Genomic DNA, 20,290 nt, shown 5'->3' on the forward strand with positions numbered 1-20,290 from the left:
CTGCGCAGAACATCAAGATGAAGCGGGCATACGATACCGCTCTCCCCCGTGACGGCACTCGAATACTGATCGACCGACTTTGGCCCCGCGGTATCAGGAAAGTGGATGCCGCGATTGATCTGTGGGCCAAGGACATCGCACCGAGCACTGCCCTGCGGAGGTGGTTCGGGCACGACCCCGCTCGATGGCACGAGTTTCGGCGCCGCTACTCCGAAGAGCTACATCAGCACCGCGATCGGCTCGGCGAACTGCGCGCTCTCGCCCAAGGAGGGCGGATTACACTCGTCTTTGCAGCTCATGATAGAGCTCATAACGACGCTGTCGTTCTGAGAGAGATCTTGCTTGGCCGACGCATCCCATGAGCGTCTCGTTCTCGGTCGCCTTCCTACCACGGTGGCCGACCACATCTTCGCTGGGCGAACGTCATCTATCGGTTGGATCTTGTGTAAGTGGAGTTCGTCACCTTCGCGGGGTCCGGAAGACGCTTGAAAACGTGGTGGAGCGACAATCATGGACGACTTCCAGCGCGATCGCGTTAAGCAAAGGCCCTCCATCCTATTGACGGCTTCGGACAGAGAGCGTTTGTTCGCGTTGATTGGCTCCGCGCCGGCGACAGAAGTTGCTTGCTTTCTTCGCGAGGAGATCGAGCGCGCGGATGCTGCGCCAGACGATGTTGCTCCGAGTTCGGTCGTAAGGCTCGGCTGTGACGTGAAATTCGTGGATCATCGAGATGCACGAATTCGCAAAGCTCGACTTGTCTTCCCGGAGGAGGCTCAAGACAGCCACTGCATTTCAGTGCTAAGTCCAGTTGGAATTGCGCTGATTGGTCTTGGGCCGGGACAGTCGATCCAATGGACCGAGCAGGGAAAGGAGCGCAGCCTCGCGGTTCTTGAAGTGCAAGCGAGGAGGCTGTCAACTGCGCGCGATGAAAGTTGAAGGAGTGGAGTAATCGGGACCGAAGATATTGAGCATGGCGCATCGTTTTTTTACAATCGGGCACTCGACGCGCTCCCTCGGCGAGTTCGTGAGCCTGTTGAGATCGCAAGAGGTCAGGCTCGTCGTCGATGTTCGAAGCGTTCCACGTTCCCTTTGCAACCCGCAGTACAATGCCGCGCGCCTTGCTCGCGCGTTGTCCGAACTGGATATCGGCTATGAACATATCGCCGGGCTCGGGGGCCTCCGCGGCAAAAGACTAGACGTTGCGGCGACCGTGAATGCATTTTGGAACAATCGTAGCTTTCACAATTTTGCAGACTATGCGATGAGCGATGAATTTCGGTGCGGCCTCGCCAGGCTGCGCAAACTTGGACATTGCACCACATCTGCAATAATGTGTGCCGAGGCCGTCTGGTGGCGGTGCCATCGAAGGATCATTGCCGACTATCTCATCACGGAGGGCGAGACGGTGTTCCATATTTTGACGAACTATCGGGTCGTGCAAGCATCTCTGACTCGAGGCGCTGTCCTACTGCCAGACGGCACGCTGCATTATCCTGCCTCGCCTTTTCCAAGAACAATATAGTTGCAGCAAAGCGTCAATTGAATTCCTTTGTCTGAGTTACGCATCACACCTACCTCTCTCCTAACGCTTCTCCTCGATCTGGGCATCATCGGCGATGAGAGCGTTGCGGAGGCATCATGTCTACCAAGCAGAATGGCGGCCGTCTCGCAACGATCCTGCAGACCAAGCTCCAGTATCTTGTCCCCGCGGTTCTTTTGCTCGCGGTCGCGATTCCACTTGGCGGCCTTGCGCCTGTGACTCGAAACCTCTTAGGCTGGGATCGATGAGTGTAATCGCGGTTGCGAACTCGGCCATCGTCGCATTGGCCGCCTGGCGCTTGTCATCCGATCGTCAGGGTGCCGACATTACCATGTGGGATGCTTCGGGCGCGTTTGCGTTCATCGGATTTGCGGCTGGCTTAGCGAGCCTCAACGAGTGCTGGAGCTCTGATCATTCTCATCGTAGCTATTCGATCGTTGTGACGCATCAACCAGTCCAACAGACCTGATCGCGCCTTCCTCATTCGGAAGTCAGAAACCGCGGCCATGCTCCACTTCATTTCAAACGAGGTCATGGCACTTCTTCAAGTCGTAGTGATCGACTTGGTCTTGGCCGGTGACAACGCCATAGTCATCGGATTGGTCGCGGCGGGATTGCCGCTGCAGCAACGCACGAAAGCTGTGCTGGTCGGTATAATCGCGGCGACAATCCTGCGCATAGCACTGGCTGCGGCGGCGTCTCAATTGCTTCAGATCGTAGGAATCGTGCTCCCTGGCGGCATTCTTCTGCTCTGGGTGAGCTGGAAGGTGTTCCGAGAATTGCGGTTCTCCGCTAAAGACGCAATCGAAACAATGAGCACTATGGACGTCAACGATGACAGGACAATTTCCGATCGTGCTCCGCGCAAGTCCTTTGCTCAGGCTGCAAGTCAGATCATCGTGGCCGACGTATCAATGTCTCTCGATAACGTGCTGGCTGTTGCAGGCGCCGCTCGAGAGCATCTCACCGTTCTGATCATTGGACTTTCTCTATCAGTTGCCTTGATGGGCATTGCGGCGGGTTATATAGCCCGGCTCCTGCACAGGCATCGATGGATCGCGTATGCGGGATTACTCGTCATCCTGTATGTCGCCGTCGATATGATCTGGCGCGGGATGAGCGAAGTTTTGCCGTTGATAAGCTAATGATGACGCTGCCTGACGTCAGAAAGTCTCGAACCGCTCGCGCGGCCGGAGTTGAACCAGGCGCCGCCATCGGATCTTCGGCTGGAATCACAGCCCCGCAGCCCAGATTATCCATCTGAATTGTCATGGCGCGTCGTCTGAGCGCACGATACCACCTTCGCTTTCCAGCCGACTGATCTGTTTCACGTCCTGGCGAGTGAATTTCAATCGAACGCCGGCCCCCATACTGGCATCCTCATCGATAACAACGACCCCAAACCTCTCGAAGGCGCGGATTACAGCTTCGGCATCGCTTTCTGAGTTGAGCCAGGCGCTGCCGCTCACCTCCATGAGGGCTATCCATTCAACCGGGATCCCAGCAGCTCCGGCAAACTCCTCCCGACTGACTCCCGCGAGACCGCGCGCGGCCGCAATCAATCGCCCTGTGATCTTGATCGTAGATCTCTTATGCACTTCCCCTTGCGCGGGTGAGAATACCGCGTTGTTTTGCTCTTGGAACAAGTCGGTAAATTCTGCGACTGTAGACTGAACTGCCCTCCCGCGTCGCATCTTGGCGCCACCTCATTCCCGGCGTATGGCCATCTGGCGTAGTCCGAAACAAAGTGCCACCCGGCAATCGCGGGCGCGGATGAGGGTACATGCAGCAGGCTACCTGCAGTCGCCACCGTCGCACGGGCCATGGCAGCGGCAGTGTAAGAAGCGGCGCAGCGCGGTGGAGATCCCAGCAAAGAGTACATCACATACATGCCTCCGCCTATTCTCGTCACGCTACCTAGCAGCGCCGCCCCGACAAGAGACGCCAAACCTCAGCGTCTTTTGAGTAGCTGATCCTGCGAAGAGCACCAGTTCCGCGGCATCGACCAAAAGGACTGAGGGGCACCATCGTCACGTCGATCAGCAGCAGAACGTGAGGGCGTTCCCCGAAAGTGAAACGACCAGATCTCGCCAGTCCGTGATCGCTCTTTGGTAAACCGCGACGACGAGGACTATGACTCGGTTCTCTTTCTCGGGCGGCCGCATTCGGTGACCTAATGCCTGTGCCTATGCCGGTGCTCATGCTTGTGCGTGCTCAATTGGGCATGAACGCGGGGACGGTCGAGACCTCCTTCGGAAAGCCAAGTTTCGGTGCTCATCGCGGCCCGTTCGATCAGCTCGCTGGCCTTCGAGAAATCATACGGCGTTTGGGTCAGCGGACAAAGCGGCGGCACCACAAAATAATCAATGCTATGATCAAGGCCCTGTAACTCGTTCGTTAGTTGGCGCCCGATCAGCAAGGTCAGTGCATGCAAGGCATTTGCGACGGCCCCGGCTGGCGGCTGCTGCAGAGCGCAGGCGTAGCCGGTAGGAAGAACGATCAGGCGCCTCGCGCCCCTCGCAACCGCTACGGTGACCGGCGTGTTACTCGATATTGCCCCATCTGCAAGATGGAGGCCGTTGAAGTACACTGGCTCAAAAGCCGCCGGAATGGCGGCGCTTGCGATGATGGCTCGCGCTGCTGGACCGTCCGACATCACGACGGTCCCGCCCGTCAAGATGTCGGTCGCAACGATGTGCAGCGGGATCTTTGCATCCTCCAGATTGCGGTAGCCGAGATTGTCGTCGACCAGCTGGCGCAGCGCATCCGACGAAACAAGGAAGTCCCTCCGATACAGAAGACCCATCGTGGTCCGCCACGTTAGCGGAAATACATCGCTCCGGCGCAATCCACGCCAGATCGTATCCAGTCGTTGAATCCCTTCGACCGTTGGATTACCCGCATAATAGGCGCCATTTAGCGCGCCGACGCTTGAGCCAACGACCATGTCGGCGGCAATGCCACGACTCGCAGCGAGTGCAGCATGCCGACGTGAATGGCACCCAAGCTGCCCCCGCCTGCGAACACAAATGCGGATCTTGATCGCTCGTGGCTGGCCACCGATGCCGGCTCCTACGGTCGGAAAGGGTTAGCTGCGGCATTGCGCGGCCGCAAAGTCGCGGATTAGAAACATCTTTGCGCGAAGCTCTACAAGCTGAATGGCCCTGAAACGGCTTGAAGCGCGGCACAGCGGAGATGGTGGCGGTAACAGGCCAGGTCGTGTCAGGGCATCTCGTTTCGCTCCATGGCTAGTTCAGCCTGTAGGCTGACAAGGTCGCGGCACATCGAAGCGACCGCAAGCACGCGGTCTCTGCGTTTGTATCGCAATAGGCAGTCCCTTGCAGCGATGCTACCGTCGAGAGCAATCTCATCCCACGTCTCGGCATGTCCCACGTAGTTGATCCTCACGTCGTAATGCGTACTCCAAAAGAACGGCACCGCCTCAAATGCCTCACGCTGTCCTAGCATGTTCCGAGCAGCGGTTTGCCCTTGACGCTCCGCCACTACCCAATGCTCAACCCGGATATTTTCGCCCGAATGCGGATCGGGCCAGCGCGCGATATCACCCGCCGCATAGATGCCCGCAACGCTGGTTTCAAGATAGGCGTTCACCCTAACTCCGCGCTCCAGCGAAAGACGAGCCCGTTCAGCTAGATCGAGTCGCGGGCGCACGCCGACGCCGACGACCACAACATCGGCCTCCAACACGCCGCCGCTTTTCAGTTTCGCGCAATTGCCATCGATCTCGGCTACGGTATCACCGAGATGGAAGATAACGCCCTTCGCTTCGTGCAGCGCGCGTATGAACTCCCCCATATCGGGTCCAAGCACGCGCTCCATCGGCCGTCGCTCCGGCGCGACCACGTGGACCTCGACATCTCTTGCACGCAATGCCGCCGCAACCTCGAGGCCGATGAAGCTCGCACCGATCACGATTGCGCGGCGTGCGGCGTTCAGAGATGCAATGATCCCCCGGCAATCCGCAAGCGAACGCAGCGTATGGACGTGCGGTTGGTCAGCGCCCGGGATCGGAAGCTTCATCGGCTCCGCACCTGTCGCGAGCAGTAAGCGGTCGAAGGGAATATCGTCGCCACCTGCGACGACGACGGAGCGCGCCTTGGTATCGATCGAGAGAACCTCCGTATTGAGCCGCAGATCGATACCGGCTTCAGCATAGAAGCTGCCTGAACCCAACGGCAACCATTCTTCGGGCGCGCTGCCAGCGAGATATTCCTTTGATAGGTTCGGGCGATCGACTGGCGACACGGTATCGTTGCTCAGCATGACAATGCTGCCGCGGAACTCCTGCCGCCTCAGCATCTCCGCCGCACCGAAGCCGGCCGCGCCGCCTCCGACGATCACGATCCGGTCCGGTGTATCAACGGGTCCCTTACCGCGCGCCTTAGACTGTTCGCGCTTTCTCCGAACGAAAATGCGATCTCCCTCGTAGTCGACCTGCCAGACCATGACCGGGGTGAGTGCCGGCGCGCGGATTGCTTCGCCGGTCCGCAAATCGAAACAGGCATGGTGCCAGGGGCAGCGGACGCTCTCGCCGACCACGAGCCCTTCGGCCAAGGGTCCGTGATAGTGACTGCAATGGGCGTCGATGGCAAATATCTCTATGCCGGAGCGTACTAACAAAACATCCTGATCGCCTACATGCCCGAGCAGGGTCTCCCTCGTGAACATGCTCAGCGCGATGCCTTCCGTAAGGTCTGGCCCAATGGGCTTTGCTCTTTCTTCCACCAGTTTCGCTCCTTCAAAGGCCGCCATCAAGCGGCCATGCCGAGAAACTCCCGGCGTGTCAGGGTGCTGTCGCGGAAGCAGCCCAACATTCGGCTGGTGACCAGATCGGTGCCGGGCTTGTGCACGCCGCGGGTGGTCATGCAGTGATGCGTTGCCTTGATGATTACGCCAAGGCCCCGCGGCTTAAGCACATCGTTTATGGTGTTGGCGATTTGCGCCGTCATCCGCTCCTGAATCTGCAGGCGCTTGGCATATACGTCGATTACGCGGGCGAGCTTGGAGATCCCGACCACGCGCCCATCCGGGATATAGGCCACCCAGGCCCGGCCGATGATAGGTGCAATGTGGTGCTCGCAATGACTTTCGAAGCGAATGTCCCGCAGGACGATCATCTCGTCGTACCCCTCGATCTCCTCGAAGGTCTTCTCCAGAATCTCGGCCGGATCCTGGCCATAGCCCGAGAAGGATTCCTCCAACGAACGGGTCACGCGAGCCGGCGTTTCGACCAGGCCGTTTCGGTCGGGATCCTCGCCGGTCCATCGGATGATGGTCCGTACCGCTGCCTCGACTTCCGCTCGACTTGGCCTTTGGGTCTCCGGTTGCGGCACTTCTCGGTTCAGAATATGCACCTTTGGATTCATCGGCATTCCCTCTAAGGCGGTCGAAGCGAGGCCTTGGCTCACATGATGGAGTTCATTGGATGGTCCGTGAGCACAAAAGTTCCCGAACTTACGTAGACTGACGAGCGGTGCAGAATGATGAGGTCACGTCTCGCAAGATGCACCGGCAATCGACAAGTCGATCCTCTCACTCGGTTGTTTCGGACCGCTGCCGTTTAGCGAGAGAGCTTCGGCCGCGAAACACCTTTGGACCTCATTGAAGATCAACTGGCCTTAGGCTCTGCCCATCGTGAGCCGAACGATTACTCCAGACAAACGAATTTGCCTGTGACTTGAGGACAACGTTCATGCTCCATGTTTGGAAATTGTCGCGGAAGTCCAGCACGATCTCTTACTGATGCGTTCTGTGTGGCGCGGTGTAAGGACAGGCTGGCAGCTGCGCTCGACGGCGTGCTGGATCTGTTCGCCGTCCGCATTCTGCCCTTCGAACCCGCCGCGGCGCGGCGCTATGCCAAACTCGCCGAAGGCGCGCGCCAGAAGAGGCTTGCCCACACCCGAGGGCTACCTCGCCGCGACGCCGCCGCGCATGGTTCGCCGTAGTACCGCGCGACAGGAGTGCGTGCAATGCCGCCGGTCTGACGATGATCGATCCCTGGATGTGACCAGCTGACAGCGTCACCGTGACCGCAGAAACCGCGACGAATTGCTGATCGGGGTGACCCCGCTTCCGGTGCTCGCCGGCGCCTCGGCTTACAATCGCTCTCTGATTCGCTTGATCGCGGTATACCGCGCCGACCAGGATGTACCGTATACGAGATCCAACGCGGTAAGACGAACCACATCGCAATGCACAGGCGCGACCTTGGAAAAGACTATTGGCTGAGAGCCGCACCCATCGCCGGACGGCGGATGCGCCGGTTGAAGAGACCGCGCTCGTTGTCGTCCACGCTGCTCACACTGCGAATATCCTCGACTGGCGCAACACGAAAGATGTCTTTGATCATCTCGAGCTGAGGATGACTATCAGGCAAGCGTCGGTTATTTTGCTTCCAATTTTGCGACCGAGCGCAACACTGTGAGCGCTGCACCCAATGTAGCCGCATCCACGTTCGTCGAGTGCGTTGCATAGACCGGGAAAGAGAAGTGAGGCGCACCAGGGACCAGATGGAGTTTCCCTGTTGCTAGATGAGGCTGAACGGCATGCATTCGGAAGTAGCCGGACCCCCCCTCCCGCAGAACATAGTCAAGGGCCAGAGGACCAAGGTTGGCCACCATGCTGGGGGTCGTATCCGGAAAACTTACCGCGTGATGAAGCGAAAAATCCGGTCCCCATTCGACGTGGACATATCCGGGATCATCTGCGCGATATGTTCTGGGGTCGGTTGTTACCAGTACGAGCTCTTCCTCGATTAGCAGGTCGATCTCCAGACCAGGTCGATGCTGCGGCGCGTACATGATCGCGATGTCCACGAGTCCGGCCGCTACGTGCGTGATTAGATCTTGAGGAACGTCAACGTGCACGCGAAGCGCAATGTCTGGGTGTGAGCGCCGCATCTTTCTGACCCATTCGAGCAGAAGCGGCTGCCACAAACTGACCTCGCTTCCAACCGTCAGAACTGCGCGGTGTCCTTCAGGTACCGCGACCTGCTGTTTTGCGCGCTGCCACAACTGTACGAATGTCGGAGCGTAGCGGAGGAACTGTTCACCGGCCGGGGTAAGGCTTGCGCCGGCCTTATTGCGAACGAAAAGGGGGCGTCCGAGCTGCTGCTCAAGGAGGCGCACACGTGCACTAACCGTAGTTTGTGCGACATGCAACCGGTCGGCAGCTTTGATGAAGCTCCCCGTGGAGACGATCTCTATGAAAGTTCTGGCGAGCTCGATGTCCATGGTTTCATAGCATAATCAATGAGGACAAATGTCAATGAAATTCGTTTGTCTGCTCTACTACTCAATGGGAGGGTAGCGCTCACCAAACGAGCGACCGCGCGCGGCCCTGACTAGCCGGCAACAGACACTCAATCCGCGCAATAAAGGTTGGCGGTCGGGACTGTCGAGGACGAAGAAGTTGAACCCAATCTCGACGCTGGTGCTTACGCTTATGTTTATCGCAGCCGCGTCAGCGCGAGGCCAGGCTGCTGCCATCCCCCCTTCGGGCAGCCCGGACGCCGGTGCATTGGTCTTTAAGAAATGCATGGCCTGTCATCAGATCGGCCCTAACGCTCAAAATGGAATTGCGCCAGTGCTGAATGGAGTCGTTGGCCGGCCGGCCGGGCAATACCCAAACTATAGCTATTCATCGGCGAATAAGAACTCAGGGTTGGTGTGGGACGAGCGGACGTTAGCCGCTTATCTCCGGGCGCCGACCACAGTCGTGCCTGGCACAAAGATGATCTTCTCTGGCCTGAAGAAAAGTCAGGAAATATCGGACGTCATCGCATACCTGAAACAATTCGCCGCAGATGGCAAGCAGGTTAGCCGATGATCGATCCGCGTGGGAGGGTCCCGCGACTTACTTGGTCCTTAAAGGAAAGAACCAGCCATGGATCAGCAGCCAGACACCTTCGGCGAAGCGATCCGCGTGTTCACGACCGGGAACGATCTTCAGCAGGGAATGGCGAACGTTAGAATCTGGATTCTACCGATCCGAACTAAGTTTACTCGCCAACGGAGGTGGCGGCGACCGAAGCGCTTGGCGGCGGCTTTGCGAATATACGAGCCGCCGAAGACTACCGTGCCGCGAGCAACATATGTCTCGCCTGAGACCATTGGCGAGGCTCAAGGTGACATGGTGGGTGGCCTCGTCGCGCCACGCGTGAGAAAGTTATTGTCAAGTTGTCTCACCTCGCACCCTTGAACGTTTCGGGGGCAAAATGAAAAAGGGAAGGAGCGGCTGATGGCTGAACCGCGGCATCGCCGGCTTCCGCTTGATCGACGGCATGCTGGCCTCCACAATTCAGCAAATCGACAAAGGGCATTGAGGCATTGGTCAAGCCAGCACACCCGAAGCGAGACGAGACACGGAACGTGAGGCTGCCGCAACGGTTGTCATAACAACCAAGGAGGAAGGAACGATATGCGCGGAACAGCGATACTGGTGGTAGGCGCTGCGCTTATTGGAGATGTCGCGCTTGCACAAACGTCATCTTCCAATTCTGATCCCACCGACAATCCGGCCGCTAACTCGGCCGCCAGTAACCCGACTACAGCTGCGCCGAACCAACCTCAGCCACAAGGTCATCCTGGGCCTATTGATACGACGTCCGGCGGTACGCCGGCATCGAGCCCCCAGGGGGATTCGCCGCCCGGAATGCAGCCTCGCCCCAACGATCGTAACGACGGCGTCACTCCGAAGAAATGACCGAGCAGTTCTGTGCGTCAAGTTCAGCAAAATCGATCATGGGGCCGGTTGAGTCATTCCCTCGGAGCCGCCGTCGCTGGCCTCACCCAGAAGCGCACCGGGTGAGCGACTGCGGCGGAAGGGCTGGCGCGCATCCCCTTGGTGGGCCTGAGCGTTGTCAGGCCGCCTGGCGTAGTGCCTCCTTGTGTTCCTTCAGCAGGTTCATGTTAGGCAGCGATGATCCTCGAGCCAGGTCTTGTGGTGCTCGGCGGTGAAGCGCGCACCAGCCGCAAGCAACTCTCGGCATTGGGGAAGGCCGAACCACGTAGGTCCGCCGCCGGATCTCCTCATTGAAGCGCTCCAACATGTTGGTCGACTTCATGTGCCTGCGGTGCGCTGGCGGCAGGCCGGAAGTAGGTGAGAGCCTCGCCGATGTTCTCTTACCCAGCCGGTGAGCTTGGGGGATTTGCCTCCCCATTTGGCGAGCCAAGCCGCCATATCGCGCCGCACCTCCGAGAGGTCGCGCCGATCGTACATCCAGTGCAACTCGAGCAGGCAATCGTCATTGAGCCTTCGTCGATGGCGAATTGATCGAGGCGTCAGCCGGCGCACTTCCTGCGCAATGCGCTCAACTATGTGCCGCGCAAGGTCGACGAAACATAACCGCGCTGCCAGAACACACCGGTGAGAACTTCGGGGATTGCCTTCCATAAGCAAATGGTCTTCGGAGACGACGAACTCGACTCATGCAAGGCCACGAGAATCAAGCCCTTCCAAAAACTCTTTCCAGCTCGATCGAGCTCTCCGGCTGGCGAGGTCGACCGCGAGCACGTGGACCGGCCTTCCCCGTCGACGCCGATCGCGATCAGCACCGCGTGGCTGGCAATGATCCTATCTTCCCGGATCTGCTCGTAACGGGCGTCTAGGATCAGATAGGGAAATGGCTCTCTCAGCCCGCGTTCGTAGGAGGCTTTCAGAGGCATCCAGCCGCTTGTCGATCGCGCTGATCGCTGACAAGAAGGCTTGGCCGACCAGGTCTTCGATGACCTGCTTCCTTCCGGGTCGAGACGCCCCTGCACGTACATCTCGGCGAAAGCCGCAACCAGCGCCTTCTCCGACGGCTGATAGCGCTCAAACATCGGCTTTGGGCATCTCCTGCACAGCGGCCTCGATCAGTGGCTTGAGGAACTCCTTTCCGACGCCAAAGCTGTTTGACGGCAGAGACATCCGTCGTAGTCTTCGTCACGGTCATGGTCCCTTGGTCCTTCTAGAGGCTCGTCGCCCTCGATCTCTTCGCGGCTTCAACCGAGTAGTCGACGGCCGCAGTATTCGACGGCGTTGCGCTAAGACCTATGAGGGCCGCAACGTTCTTCTCGCGGCTATTCCGCCGGAGTGGCGGCCGACTGCCGCTGGCTCTCGTTCGGTCCGGTTCGCGCCTGCTCTTCCTCAAGCCACAGATTGTGGTGTTCCTTGGCCCAATTTACATCGACGGTGCCACTTCCCATCGCTTCGAACGCACCTTCCATGCCCACTGTACCGATATAGATGTGCCCGATCATAGCAGCCACGAAAAACACGGCGACGATGGCGTGAGCAATCTGAGCGACCTGCATGCTGGCGACGTCGGTCCCATAGAATGGAAACATCAAGACATAGCCACTAGCAGCCACAGCGGCGCCACCGAGAACGACGATCCAATAGATCATCTTCTGACCAGCGTTGAACCGGTAAGCCGGCGGATGATCATGACCGACGATGCCGCCACCCCTCCTCAGCCATTCCACATCGACCCGATTGGGGATATTTCCCGCGATCCACATGAGAAATATCAAGAATACACCGATCGTGAATGGAAAGCTTAGATAGTTATGGGCATACTTTGCCGATTGCGACCAGGCTGTAAACGGCTCCGGGCCGATGAGAGGCAACAGTAGCGGCTTGCCGAAGGTTATGTTGAGCCCCGAAAGGGCGAGAATGATGAAACAGGTGGCCGTCACCCAGTGCACGAACCGTTCAAAGCCATTGAACCGCACGACGGTACGGCCCGATCGCCCACTCTCGATCTTCACCATGCCGCGCCAGAGATAGAAGCCAACGAGAACGGCCAGAATACCGATGATGACGAGGCTCCCGATCCAGCGCAGCGTCACCTCGTGGAAATGGCGCCAATCTCGACCGGCAGGCTGCTCGATCGTGCAGGCCTTCTGATCAGGTATGGTACAGCGACCAGAGATACGATTCTGCTCTTGGAATAGTTGACCTTCCTTCACTGCGCTCGCCTGAGGGTTGACCGACGTTGGTTGCTGTGCGCTCGCGGACTGCGCGCCAAACGCTATTACGAGGAATGCCAGCGCTCCAACGATGACGCGGAATTTGGTGGCAACAACCATCATCTCATATCCTCCTGAGGCTCGTCTCGAACGCAGCCAAGCCGTGACCGCCGCGCTAGGATCAAGATGCGACGGTCTCGCGATACGCGGTCTTCCAGCCCCAGGCGCCAGAGCCGTAACCGCGTTTCATCACGCGTTCTTTGTAGATCTGCGCGATGATCTCGCCATCACCGGCGAGCAGCGATTTTGTCGAGCACATCTCGGCGCAAAGCGGCAGTTTGCCTTCGGCCAACCGATTGGCCCCGTACTTCGCATACTCTTCCTTCGAGCCGTCCGCTTCGGGGCCTCCGGCACAGTAGGTACACTTGTCCATCTTGCCGCGCGAGCCGAAGTTGCCGACGCGGGGATATTGCGGCGCGCCGAACGGGCAAGCGTAGAAGCAATAACCACAACCGATGCAGAGATCCTTGGAGTGTAGGACGACGCCATCATCAGTGGTGACAAAGCAGTTCACCGGGCATACCGCCTGGCATGGGGCATCCGTACAATGCATGCAGGCCATCGAGACGGACCTCTCGCCCGGTTTGCCGTCGTTGATGGTCACGACGCGCCGGCGGTTAATTCCCCACGGGACATCGTGCTCGTTCTTGCAAGCGGTCACGCAGGCGTTGCACTCGATGCAACGGTCGGCGTCGCAGAGGAATTTCATACGAGCCATGGCATCGTCTCCTTAAGCCGCACTGATCTGACACAAACTGACCTTGGGCTCCTGCATGCCGGTTGCGGGGTCATAGCCGTAGGTCATGATCGTGTTGGCACTTTCGCCGAGCACGATCGGATCGGAGCCCTGCGGGTATCTCGATCGCAGATCCTCGCCGGCGAACCAGCCACCGAAATGGAAGGGCATCCAGGTCACGCCTTTGCCGACGCGCTCGGTCACCAGCGCTCTCATCTTCGCCTTGGCGCTGTTCTCGGCTCCCGTGACCCAGACCCAGCCGCCATCCTTGATTCCCCGTTCGGCCGCATCCGCGGGGCTGATCTCGATGAACATGTCTTGCTGCAACTCGGCGAGCCACCTGTTGGAGCGGGTCTCCTCGCCGCCGCCTTCGTACTCGACCAGGCGCCCCGAGGAAACGATCAGCGGGAACGCCTTGGCAATGCCCCTGTCGACCGCGCTCTTTTGTACCGAGAACCCGATATTCGGCAGTCTGAACTGCTTCGCGTCAGGCAACGTCGGATATTGCGCGATCAAATCGACGCGCGGCGAATAAATCGGCTCGCGGTGCACCGGGATCGGATCCGGCAAATTCCAGGCGACCGTCCGCGCCTTCGCGTTGCCGTAAGGCGAGCAACCGTGCTTGATCGCGACGCGCTGGATGCCGCCGGAAAGATCGGTCGACCATGACACCGAATCAATATTGCCGGGGCTGCCTGCGACTTTTTCGATGGTCGCCAGTTCCTCAGCCGTAAGATCCTTGTCCCAGCCCAATTTCTTGAAAACGCCCATCGTGAATTCCGGATAGCCGTCCTTAATCTCCGAACCCGGCAGATATGAACCTTCGGCAAGCAGCGTCTGGCCGTTGCGCTCCACTCCAAAACGCGCACGGAATCCATTTCCGCCGTCCATGACGGCAGCGTCGCTGTTGTAGAGGATGGGGGAGCCGGGATGCCTGAGCTCCGGCGTGCCCCAACATGGCCAGGGCAGACCGTAGAAGTCGCCGCCGACCTCCGGATCGTCCTTGGGCGCTCGCAGCGTCACCAGATCGAACTTGTGCTGGTTCCTCATGTGCGCCTTCAGCCGCTCCGGCGATTGGCCGGTGTAGCCCGTGCTCCAGCTTCCCCGATTCATTTCGCGCAGGACGTCCTCGGGAATCGGACGGTCGCCTTCAACCTTGATGTTCTTGAACATTTGGTCGGCGAAGCCGAGCTTCTTCGCGATTAAGTACAGAACCTGATAATCATCCTTGGACTCGAAGCTGGGTTTGACGATCGGTTCGCCCCACTGCAGCGAGCGATTGGAGGCAACGCGCGAGCCGGAGGTTTCGAACTGGGTGCAAACCGGCAGGAGGTACATGTCATCCTTGCGCCCGGCGCCCACAGCGAGCGAAGCCCAGGTGGTGGGATGCGGATCGGCGACGACCAGTAGATCGAGCTGCGGCAACGCCTTCATTGATTCCGGGATACGCGTGATGCTGTTGCTCGCGTGTCCTTGCACGAACATGCCTCGCACGTTGTCCTTCTGATCAACCTGATCCCTGGGCAGAAGAACGGCATCAAACCAGCGCGTCAGGGGAATGCCCGCAGTTTCCATCATCTTTTTTGAATCGAAGCGGGAGACCAAATAGTCGTAGTCGACCTCCCAGACACGGCTCCAATGTTTCCATGCACCTTCGCTGAGACCGTAATAAAACGGCGTCGTTACGGTATCGACACCAATGTCGGTCGCGCCCTGCACATTGTCATGGCCGCGGATAATGTTGGCGCCGGTCCCCGGCTTGCCGACGTTACCGGTCGCCAACAATAACATGCAGCTGGCGCGAACGTTCGCGGTACCGACCGTGTGATGAGTCTGGCCCATGGACCAGAGCAGGGTCGACGGCTTTTCGGTCGCAAACAACTTTGCAACGCGCTCAAGCTGCGCGCCGGGCACCCCGCTGACGCGTTCGACTTCTTCCGGATTCCACTTTTCAATTTCCTTGCGTGCATCTTCGAAACCGTGGACACGCTGCTTGATGAATTCCTTGTCCTCCCAGCCGTTCTTGAAGATGTGCCACATCATTCCCATCAGAACGGGAATATCGGTGCCGGGACGAATGCGGACATACTCGTTCGCATGAGCGGCGGTGCGCGTCAGCCGTGGGTCGATGACGATGAAGTTCGCCCTGTTGAGCTCCTTGCCTTCAAGCATGTGCTGCAGCGAGACCGGGTGTGCCTCCGCCGGATTGCAGCCCATGAAAACCATGGTCTTGGAGTTGCGGATGTCATTGAAGCTGTTGGTCATCGCGCCGTAGCCCCAGGTGTTGGCTACACCGGTGACGGTGGTCGAATGACAGATACGCGCTTGATGGTCGTTGTTGTTGGTGCCCCAGAACGCCGCGATCTTTCGGAAGAGATACGCGCCTTCGTTGGAGAATTTCGCCGAGCCCATCCAATAGAGTGATTCCGGTCCGGATTTTCGGCGAATTTCCAGCATCTTGTTGCCGATCTCGTCAATGGCCTGATCCCAGTTGATGCGAGTCCACTCACCATTGACAAGTTTCATCGGGTATTTCAGCCGGCGCTCGCTGTGCACCAGCTCACGGACCGAAGCGCCTTTGGCGCAATGCGAACCTCTGTTGATCGGGCTATCCCAACTCGGTTCCTGGCCGATCCATACGCCGTTGGATACTTCCGCAGTAACCGTGCAGCCAACGGCGCAATGCGTACAGATGTTCTTGTGGATGGTGACCGCAGCGCCCGGTGCGGCCGGCGGACCGGCTTTCGCTTGGCGCACGCCCGTGAGCGGCAAGGCGCCCAAGGCAGCGAGACCACTAGCGGCTAGGCCCGAGCGGCGCAGGAAGGTGCGACGATCGAGATGCTCGTTCGATCCACCGAAGTCGGCGAGCGAGCCGCGGCGCTTTTCGCGTTCGGTTCTCTTGATCAGCACGGTCGCCTCCCTTAGCCTGGATATCGGTTGACGCGATAATAGGTCTTCACGTGATCGCTGTTCTTGTAGCGCGACTTCCGTTTCTCATCGTTGCTCTCGCTATCGGCCTTCGCCTCTAGAGCAAATGGCGGCGCGGCGCCGACCGCAACTCCGGCGCCAAGCGCTTGAAGGAATCGACGACGTCCGAGCGACATTTTGTCAATCGTCCGCATCACCACGTCCTCCTTTTTCGCACTTCCGATCACGCGAGCAGCGTGAACGCTTCTGCCTCGGTCTCCATGAAGAGCCGACCGAGCGCACCCAAATGACGATAGAACTCAGCTGCCTCGGCGCACTCCAAATCAGCGAAGAAGCGACCAATCCAGGGGCCGAGATGCTTCTCGAAGAATTGCTGTTGCATTCTATCGGTTACCGGGAACTGATAGCTGACCATCCCGGCCATGATCTCGCAAAGCGTGGCAGCGTAGTCTTCCGGCTCCGTCTGTCCTTCGGCGCGTTCGACGCCGTACGCACGGAGATCCTCGCGCAGCCGAGCCAGCGGACGCTCGTTGAGAAAACCTGTGAGATAGTATGAGCCGTAGGGCAGCAGTTCACCGCGTCCAACGCCGATGAAGAGAGTGAAGTATTCGCGCGCGATCCGCTCCGCACTTGCGTTGCCCGCCGCCTGCGCAAGCGCGAGATGCGCGAGGCCAAGCGAGGTGGTATCACCGCTGAGGCTGGAAATTCGGGCGAGCATGGCTTCGTCCGGCGGATGGCTCAGCAACGTGGCGAGGAGTAGATATTCTTGAGCGCGGCTCGCATCGACGTCGTCGATCTTCACGGGCTGTTCGCTACTCGTTTCCGGCCACAAGATCTTGCCTGCTAGATCCATCACGGACTCGACCGACAACGGACGCTGCCGAGCATGAGACGAATTCGGTGCGGGAGAATGAGGCGCCACGATCAGCTCTGAGGATGCGAGAGCACCACCAACGGCTCCCACACCTCCTGGACGCCTCGAATCATCGCTTTCATTTCCCTTCGTCGGTGCGCCGGAGTGGGCATGTACGACCATCTCGTTAGCCTCTCATCAAATGCGGAGTGCGCCCGTCCCGCAGCCCGCTTCTGCAAATCATCTTGCATGATTGGCATGCGTAGCAATTCGACGCCGGCGAACGTCTCATCAAGAAACACATCGGACAATCGAATTTTATTGAGAATTGAGTACAGTTTCCTTGTTGTTAGCGAAGAACCGAGCTCCAATGCGCCGAGCCTGCCGCTTTTCACGCGCATTGCCCGGCAGGGGAGTGCCGGCGAACTATCGAAGACGCTGAAGATGCTCGTGAGCTCTTGATACGGATCCGCCGAAGCTCTCAGATGACGGCTTGCGATCGCGGCCTGGCGGCTATTGCCGCTCGCTCCAGGGATTGCGGGTTCACTCGCTGTCGAGTGTGTCCGTCCGCTTCTTCCGCAGCTGCGGCAAAGCGCCGCCATGACCTCGGCGCGAGATTTGCGAAAGACCTTCTGATGGTGACAACTCCGCTTTCGGAGCAACGTCTCTGCCGGGACGGGCCGGTTCGTTCGAGACGTCGATCTCTTCGAAGTCCGACGCCTGAGCTTTGGGCGAAACGGATGCCAGCGCTTCCGCATTGGTTGTTGCGTGACGCCCGGCCGGACTGGATACGTCTGCCGACTCCGGCAAATCATCCGTCGACGCTGAGATGACAGGTGGATGCACCGAAACGATATTGGTATCGGGTTCTTCCAAGAGCCGAGACAAAAGCCGTCCCACGTCCTTCCCGTCGATTGGTCCGAAGCCAGCGATCGCGCCAGGTGCGTTGAAGTCCCACGAGTTCTCCGACAGGCCCACGAAGTCGCGGATCGCAGGATCTAATGACCACACGCGACGAAGCGCCGCACGTGCCATGTCGTCAGGCACCCTCGCTTCGAGAAACGCACGGATATCGGATTCGACACCAATGGATTGAATTGCCGGCAAACTCGCAGGATCGAATGGCAATCTGTTTTCGCCCGACGCAACAGAGGCGGACGCGGCTTCGGGCGTCACATCATCAGAGAAATCGATCTGCTTTGATTGCTTGCCCTGGTCCGAAGCCACGCCCCGCTTGCGACGCGACCACCGCGCCAGAAAATTCTGATCGTTACTCATCGCCGCTCCCGGGTTGCGGCCCGGGTCGTGCCAGCGCTTCCGGATCCGGACGATTGCGCTTGCGTTTCACGAAGGCCCGCTCGACATGATGCTCGGCGACAAACGAAGCAATGGCATCTCGCACCGAGCCGGGCATCGGTACGGCTTCCACGATCCCCTGGCCCGGCTCTGTCAAAGCCTCCCCCTCAGCGGGATCCGCCGTGACGGCGGCAATCTCATACGGGGGGGCCCCGGCGGTTGAGAGCAGCGCAACCCATACTGAGGGAGACGAGGAGGCAAGATTATTGCGGTAGTTTTCCGTTTCAGTGCGGTAAAGCTCGATCTCGGCCGCACCGGCGTAGAGGGTGACGGTCTCTTCCCCGCTCCCAAGCTGCGTCCACGGATCTACGTCCGGGACGCCGCCAAGCACGGCAATCGGGCGCCAGATAAATTCGCTCCACTGCGAATTTGCCTTGGATCGTTCGACAACGATGCCGACGGGGATCCGCAGGAGCGGCGGCAGCCCGTTGACGCGGCAGCTTCCAGATTCGGGAGCGGAGGCTCGATCAGGATACTGAGATTCCATACCGGCACCTTTCCAAGCGTGACCACCAAGACGAGAACGACATCGTCGATTTCTCGGTTACAACGTTCGCATCCTTGGAATGTCAATCAATGGGATCTTGCTGGAATCTCGTGGCGAGCAGGGCGGCGGTCGATCAGTGACATACCGACAATCCAACTCCGCGCGCCCCTCAAACACCCGCTGCCGTCCCAGGTTTCTTGTCCCGGCCCTCTTCATCTTTCATTTCCTCGATTGCCAGAACCGAGTGGGCGTAAGCCGCTCCCGCTCGCATTTCAGCGGCGACCCAGATCGCCTCCATCAATTCTTCTTGCGAGGCGCCGTGCCGTAGCGCCACCTTCGTATGTCCCTTGATACAATAGGGGCACTGCGTGACATGGGCCACTGTGACGGCGATGATCTGCTTGACCTTGGCAGACAGTGCGCCGTCCGCGAAAACGGTTTGGCTGAAATTTTGGAACGCCACTTCAGCGCTCGGTGATAAGTCCCTGCGTCTTTGTGCGAGTTCCCGCGTGCTCGACTGAGATGCGATGTCCGGCATGCTTGTCTCCTGTTCCGGAGCGAATTATCCCCAAATGGGGTGGGACAAGCAAATTTGCAAAGGTGGGCTAGAGACTCGCAACCGAACAGCTAACGGACGTCCGGCGTGTCACGGTTGAGCCCCTTCGCCGCAAGGTCATCCAGATACGCCTGGAATAGCCGACCGGCATCTCGCCCTAGTTCATGCAAGAATGTCCAAGAAAATAATCCCGTCGTGTGCATGTCGTCGAAGCCAAGGCGTATCGCATAGTTGCCGACAGGATCGACTGAAAGGATGCCAACGTTTCGCTTGCCGCCGATCGTCTTGCGCTCGGGCTCAGAATGACCCTGGACTTCGGCAGAGGGACTTGTCACGCGCAATAATTCGGCGGAAAGCTCGAACGATGCACCATCGTCGAACACAACAATTAACGTTCGCCGATCCTTCGCAAGGCGTATTTCAACGGGTCTAGGCGGATCAGTAATCGTCTGGGTCATATCGCAGCTCCGACAACAGTCAGGACGGGCAAGCTTTTCGAAGCAGGCAAGGATGACAATTAACCTCTCTTGCGTTGCATCCTGCTCGCACTACCTTGTTGAAGTATCATCTCTGGAGGTAGCGTCATGAAGGCTTTTATTGCGGCAGTGATTTGCACGGCAGCGATCGGAGTTGGAGCGTTCTATGTCCTCCATGCGCAGCAGAAGACGGTCGATGTCGCATTCTCGACGAGCGGCGCACGCGTCGGCGACCCCGGATACAATCTCGTCGGGATGAACTAGTTCAAGGCAAGTGTAGCGCCGGCGCGAGCGGTTCGATTGTTTGACGGGATGTTCACCGAGA

23 protein-coding genes and 1 pseudogene are annotated in these 20,290 nt (G+C 58.9%); 7 read left to right on the top strand and 17 right to left on the bottom strand.

Features of this window, described 5'->3' with window-relative positions:
- Nucleotides 1-17: 17 nt before the first annotated feature.
- The 4 genes from QA649_RS37695 to QA649_RS37710 all read left to right on the top strand — a co-directional run bounded on the left by QA649_RS37695 (nucleotide 18) and on the right by QA649_RS37710 (nucleotide 2,685).
- Nucleotides 18-362, top strand: a complete 345-nt coding sequence (locus QA649_RS37695; RefSeq protein WP_349254088.1) for a DUF488 family protein — start codon at nucleotides 18-20, stop codon at nucleotides 360-362.
- 148 nt (nucleotides 363-510) lie between these two features.
- The gene (locus QA649_RS37700; RefSeq protein WP_283021576.1) at nucleotides 511-936 is read left to right on the top strand and encodes a GreA/GreB family elongation factor; all 426 of its coding nucleotides are present in this window, start codon (nucleotides 511-513) and stop codon (nucleotides 934-936) included.
- Nucleotides 937-970: 34 nt separating this feature from the next.
- A complete protein-coding gene (locus QA649_RS37705; RefSeq protein WP_283021577.1) occupies nucleotides 971-1,522 on the top strand; it encodes a DUF488 domain-containing protein in 552 nt (183 codons plus the stop codon).
- Between the two features lie 524 nt (nucleotides 1,523-2,046).
- Complete coding sequence (locus QA649_RS37710) at nucleotides 2,047-2,685, top strand: YjbE family putative metal transport protein (protein ID WP_283021578.1); 639 nt, start codon at nucleotides 2,047-2,049, stop codon at nucleotides 2,683-2,685.
- A 123-nt stretch (nucleotides 2,686-2,808) separates the two neighbouring features.
- Here the strand turns inward: QA649_RS37710 and QA649_RS37715 are convergent, their stop codons facing one another.
- From QA649_RS37715 to QA649_RS37740, 6 genes are all read right to left on the bottom strand, one after another.
- Nucleotides 2,809-3,186 (bottom strand): XRE family transcriptional regulator, encoded by a 378-nt coding sequence (locus QA649_RS37715; protein ID WP_283021579.1) that lies wholly within the window; start codon nucleotides 3,184-3,186, stop codon nucleotides 2,809-2,811.
- 527 nt (nucleotides 3,187-3,713) lie between these two features.
- Nucleotides 3,714-4,487, bottom strand: coding sequence for a patatin-like phospholipase family protein (locus QA649_RS37720; RefSeq protein ID WP_283021580.1), 774 nt, complete (start codon nucleotides 4,485-4,487; stop codon nucleotides 3,714-3,716).
- Between the two features lie 275 nt (nucleotides 4,488-4,762).
- Nucleotides 4,763-6,313: an FAD-dependent oxidoreductase gene (locus QA649_RS37725; protein WP_283021581.1), complete on the bottom strand. Its 1,551-nt coding sequence runs from the start codon at nucleotides 6,311-6,313 to the stop codon at nucleotides 4,763-4,765.
- The gene (gene folE / locus QA649_RS37730; protein ID WP_283021582.1) at nucleotides 6,313-6,927 is read right to left on the bottom strand and encodes a GTP cyclohydrolase I FolE; all 615 of its coding nucleotides are present in this window, start codon (nucleotides 6,925-6,927) and stop codon (nucleotides 6,313-6,315) included. The genes QA649_RS37725 and folE overlap by 1 nt, the downstream gene beginning before the upstream one ends.
- Nucleotides 6,928-7,778: 851 nt before the next feature.
- The gene (locus QA649_RS37735) at nucleotides 7,779-7,910 is read right to left on the bottom strand and encodes a hypothetical protein (protein WP_283021583.1); all 132 of its coding nucleotides are present in this window, start codon (nucleotides 7,908-7,910) and stop codon (nucleotides 7,779-7,781) included.
- A gap of 34 nt (nucleotides 7,911-7,944) precedes the next feature.
- The gene (locus QA649_RS37740; protein ID WP_283021584.1) at nucleotides 7,945-8,793 is read right to left on the bottom strand and encodes a LysR family transcriptional regulator; all 849 of its coding nucleotides are present in this window, start codon (nucleotides 8,791-8,793) and stop codon (nucleotides 7,945-7,947) included.
- A gap of 178 nt (nucleotides 8,794-8,971) precedes the next feature.
- Between QA649_RS37740 and QA649_RS37745 the strand changes: the two genes are divergently transcribed.
- The gene (locus tag QA649_RS37745) at nucleotides 8,972-9,388 is read left to right on the top strand and encodes a cytochrome c family protein (protein ID WP_283021585.1); all 417 of its coding nucleotides are present in this window, start codon (nucleotides 8,972-8,974) and stop codon (nucleotides 9,386-9,388) included.
- A 1,082-nt stretch (nucleotides 9,389-10,470) separates the two neighbouring features.
- On the opposite strand, the pseudogene QA649_RS37750 reads toward QA649_RS37745, so the two are convergent.
- The 7 genes and pseudogenes from QA649_RS37750 to QA649_RS37780 form a co-directional block, all read right to left on the bottom strand.
- A pseudogene (locus QA649_RS37750) lies at nucleotides 10,471-10,721 on the bottom strand (transposase).
- 154 nt (nucleotides 10,722-10,875) lie between these two features.
- Nucleotides 10,876-11,382 (bottom strand): transposase, encoded by a 507-nt coding sequence (locus QA649_RS37755; RefSeq protein ID WP_283021586.1) that lies wholly within the window; start codon nucleotides 11,380-11,382, stop codon nucleotides 10,876-10,878.
- 240 nt (nucleotides 11,383-11,622) lie between these two features.
- Nucleotides 11,623-12,636 carry a formate dehydrogenase subunit gamma gene (locus QA649_RS37760; protein WP_283021587.1) on the bottom strand — a complete coding sequence of 338 codons (1,014 nt, stop codon included), beginning with the start codon at nucleotides 12,634-12,636 and terminating at the stop codon, nucleotides 11,623-11,625.
- A gap of 58 nt (nucleotides 12,637-12,694) precedes the next feature.
- Complete coding sequence (gene fdh3B, locus QA649_RS37765; RefSeq protein ID WP_283021588.1) at nucleotides 12,695-13,291, bottom strand: formate dehydrogenase FDH3 subunit beta; 597 nt, start codon at nucleotides 13,289-13,291, stop codon at nucleotides 12,695-12,697.
- Nucleotides 13,292-13,303: 12 nt separating this feature from the next.
- Entirely contained in the window at nucleotides 13,304-16,219 is a 2,916-nt protein-coding gene (locus tag QA649_RS37770) for a formate dehydrogenase subunit alpha (RefSeq protein ID WP_283021589.1), read from the bottom strand.
- Nucleotides 16,220-16,230: 11 nt separating this feature from the next.
- The gene (locus QA649_RS37775; protein WP_283026193.1) at nucleotides 16,231-16,431 is read right to left on the bottom strand and encodes a twin-arginine translocation signal domain-containing protein; all 201 of its coding nucleotides are present in this window, start codon (nucleotides 16,429-16,431) and stop codon (nucleotides 16,231-16,233) included.
- 29 nt (nucleotides 16,432-16,460) lie between these two features.
- Nucleotides 16,461-17,039: a molecular chaperone TorD family protein gene (locus QA649_RS37780; RefSeq protein WP_283021590.1), complete on the bottom strand. Its 579-nt coding sequence runs from the start codon at nucleotides 17,037-17,039 to the stop codon at nucleotides 16,461-16,463.
- 222 nt (nucleotides 17,040-17,261) lie between these two features.
- On the opposite strand from QA649_RS37780, the gene QA649_RS37785 reads away from it, so the two are divergent.
- A complete protein-coding gene (locus QA649_RS37785) occupies nucleotides 17,262-17,552 on the top strand; it encodes a hypothetical protein (RefSeq protein ID WP_283021591.1) in 291 nt (96 codons plus the stop codon).
- 81 nt (nucleotides 17,553-17,633) lie between these two features.
- On the opposite strand, the gene QA649_RS37790 is transcribed toward QA649_RS37785, so the two are convergent.
- The 4 genes from QA649_RS37790 to QA649_RS37805 form a co-directional block, all read right to left on the bottom strand.
- Nucleotides 17,634-18,368, bottom strand: a complete 735-nt coding sequence (locus tag QA649_RS37790) for a DUF3306 domain-containing protein (protein WP_283021592.1) — start codon at nucleotides 18,366-18,368, stop codon at nucleotides 17,634-17,636.
- Nucleotides 18,361-18,933: a DUF3305 domain-containing protein gene (locus tag QA649_RS37795; RefSeq protein WP_283021593.1), complete on the bottom strand. Its 573-nt coding sequence runs from the start codon at nucleotides 18,931-18,933 to the stop codon at nucleotides 18,361-18,363. Before QA649_RS37795 ends, QA649_RS37790 begins: the two co-directional genes overlap by 8 nt.
- 169 nt (nucleotides 18,934-19,102) lie before the next feature.
- A complete protein-coding gene (locus QA649_RS37800) occupies nucleotides 19,103-19,471 on the bottom strand; it encodes a carboxymuconolactone decarboxylase family protein (protein WP_283021594.1) in 369 nt (122 codons plus the stop codon).
- An 89-nt stretch (nucleotides 19,472-19,560) separates the two neighbouring features.
- On the bottom strand, nucleotides 19,561-19,947 hold the full coding sequence (locus tag QA649_RS37805) for a DUF971 domain-containing protein (protein WP_283021595.1): 387 nt from the start codon (nucleotides 19,945-19,947) through the stop codon (nucleotides 19,561-19,563).
- 126 nt (nucleotides 19,948-20,073) lie between these two features.
- Between QA649_RS37805 and QA649_RS37810 the strand changes: the two genes are divergently transcribed.
- Entirely contained in the window at nucleotides 20,074-20,229 is a 156-nt protein-coding gene (locus QA649_RS37810; protein WP_283021596.1) for a hypothetical protein, read from the top strand.
- Nucleotides 20,230-20,290 lie beyond the last annotated feature (61 nt).

The sequence above is a fragment of the Bradyrhizobium sp. CB1717 genome, assembly GCF_029714325.1.
GTDB lineage: Bacteria > Pseudomonadota > Alphaproteobacteria > Rhizobiales > Xanthobacteraceae > Bradyrhizobium.

Coding starts and splice junctions, on each gene's coding strand:
- QA649_RS37755 (WP_283021586.1), bottom strand. CDS start 11,382: ATGTTTGAGCGCTATCAGCCGTCGGAGAAGGCGCTGGTTGCGGCTTTC.
- QA649_RS37775 (WP_283026193.1), bottom strand. CDS start 16,431: ATGCGGACGATTGACAAAATGTCGCTCGGACGTCGTCGATTCCTTCAA.
- fdh3B (WP_283021588.1), bottom strand. CDS start 13,291: ATGGCTCGTATGAAATTCCTCTGCGACGCCGACCGTTGCATCGAGTGC.
- folE (WP_283021582.1), bottom strand. CDS start 6,927: ATGAATCCAAAGGTGCATATTCTGAACCGAGAAGTGCCGCAACCGGAG.
- QA649_RS37695 (WP_349254088.1), top strand. CDS start 18: ATGAAGCGGGCATACGATACCGCTCTCCCCCGTGACGGCACTCGAATA.
- QA649_RS37700 (WP_283021576.1), top strand. CDS start 511: ATGGACGACTTCCAGCGCGATCGCGTTAAGCAAAGGCCCTCCATCCTA.
- QA649_RS37810 (WP_283021596.1), top strand. CDS start 20,074: ATGAAGGCTTTTATTGCGGCAGTGATTTGCACGGCAGCGATCGGAGTT.
- QA649_RS37785 (WP_283021591.1), top strand. CDS start 17,262: ATGTACGACCATCTCGTTAGCCTCTCATCAAATGCGGAGTGCGCCCGT.
- QA649_RS37805 (WP_283021595.1), bottom strand. CDS start 19,947: ATGACCCAGACGATTACTGATCCGCCTAGACCCGTTGAAATACGCCTT.
- QA649_RS37800 (WP_283021594.1), bottom strand. CDS start 19,471: ATGCCGGACATCGCATCTCAGTCGAGCACGCGGGAACTCGCACAAAGA.
- QA649_RS37720 (WP_283021580.1), bottom strand. CDS start 4,487: ATGGTCGTTGGCTCAAGCGTCGGCGCGCTAAATGGCGCCTATTATGCG.
- QA649_RS37760 (WP_283021587.1), bottom strand. CDS start 12,636: ATGATGGTTGTTGCCACCAAATTCCGCGTCATCGTTGGAGCGCTGGCA.
- QA649_RS37705 (WP_283021577.1), top strand. CDS start 971: ATGGCGCATCGTTTTTTTACAATCGGGCACTCGACGCGCTCCCTCGGC.
- QA649_RS37735 (WP_283021583.1), bottom strand. CDS start 7,910: ATGATCAAAGACATCTTTCGTGTTGCGCCAGTCGAGGATATTCGCAGT.
- QA649_RS37795 (WP_283021593.1), bottom strand. CDS start 18,933: ATGGAATCTCAGTATCCTGATCGAGCCTCCGCTCCCGAATCTGGAAGC.
- QA649_RS37740 (WP_283021584.1), bottom strand. CDS start 8,793: ATGGACATCGAGCTCGCCAGAACTTTCATAGAGATCGTCTCCACGGGG.
- QA649_RS37710 (WP_283021578.1), top strand. CDS start 2,047: ATGCTCCACTTCATTTCAAACGAGGTCATGGCACTTCTTCAAGTCGTA.
- QA649_RS37725 (WP_283021581.1), bottom strand. CDS start 6,313: ATGGCGGCCTTTGAAGGAGCGAAACTGGTGGAAGAAAGAGCAAAGCCC.
- QA649_RS37790 (WP_283021592.1), bottom strand. CDS start 18,368: ATGAGTAACGATCAGAATTTTCTGGCGCGGTGGTCGCGTCGCAAGCGG.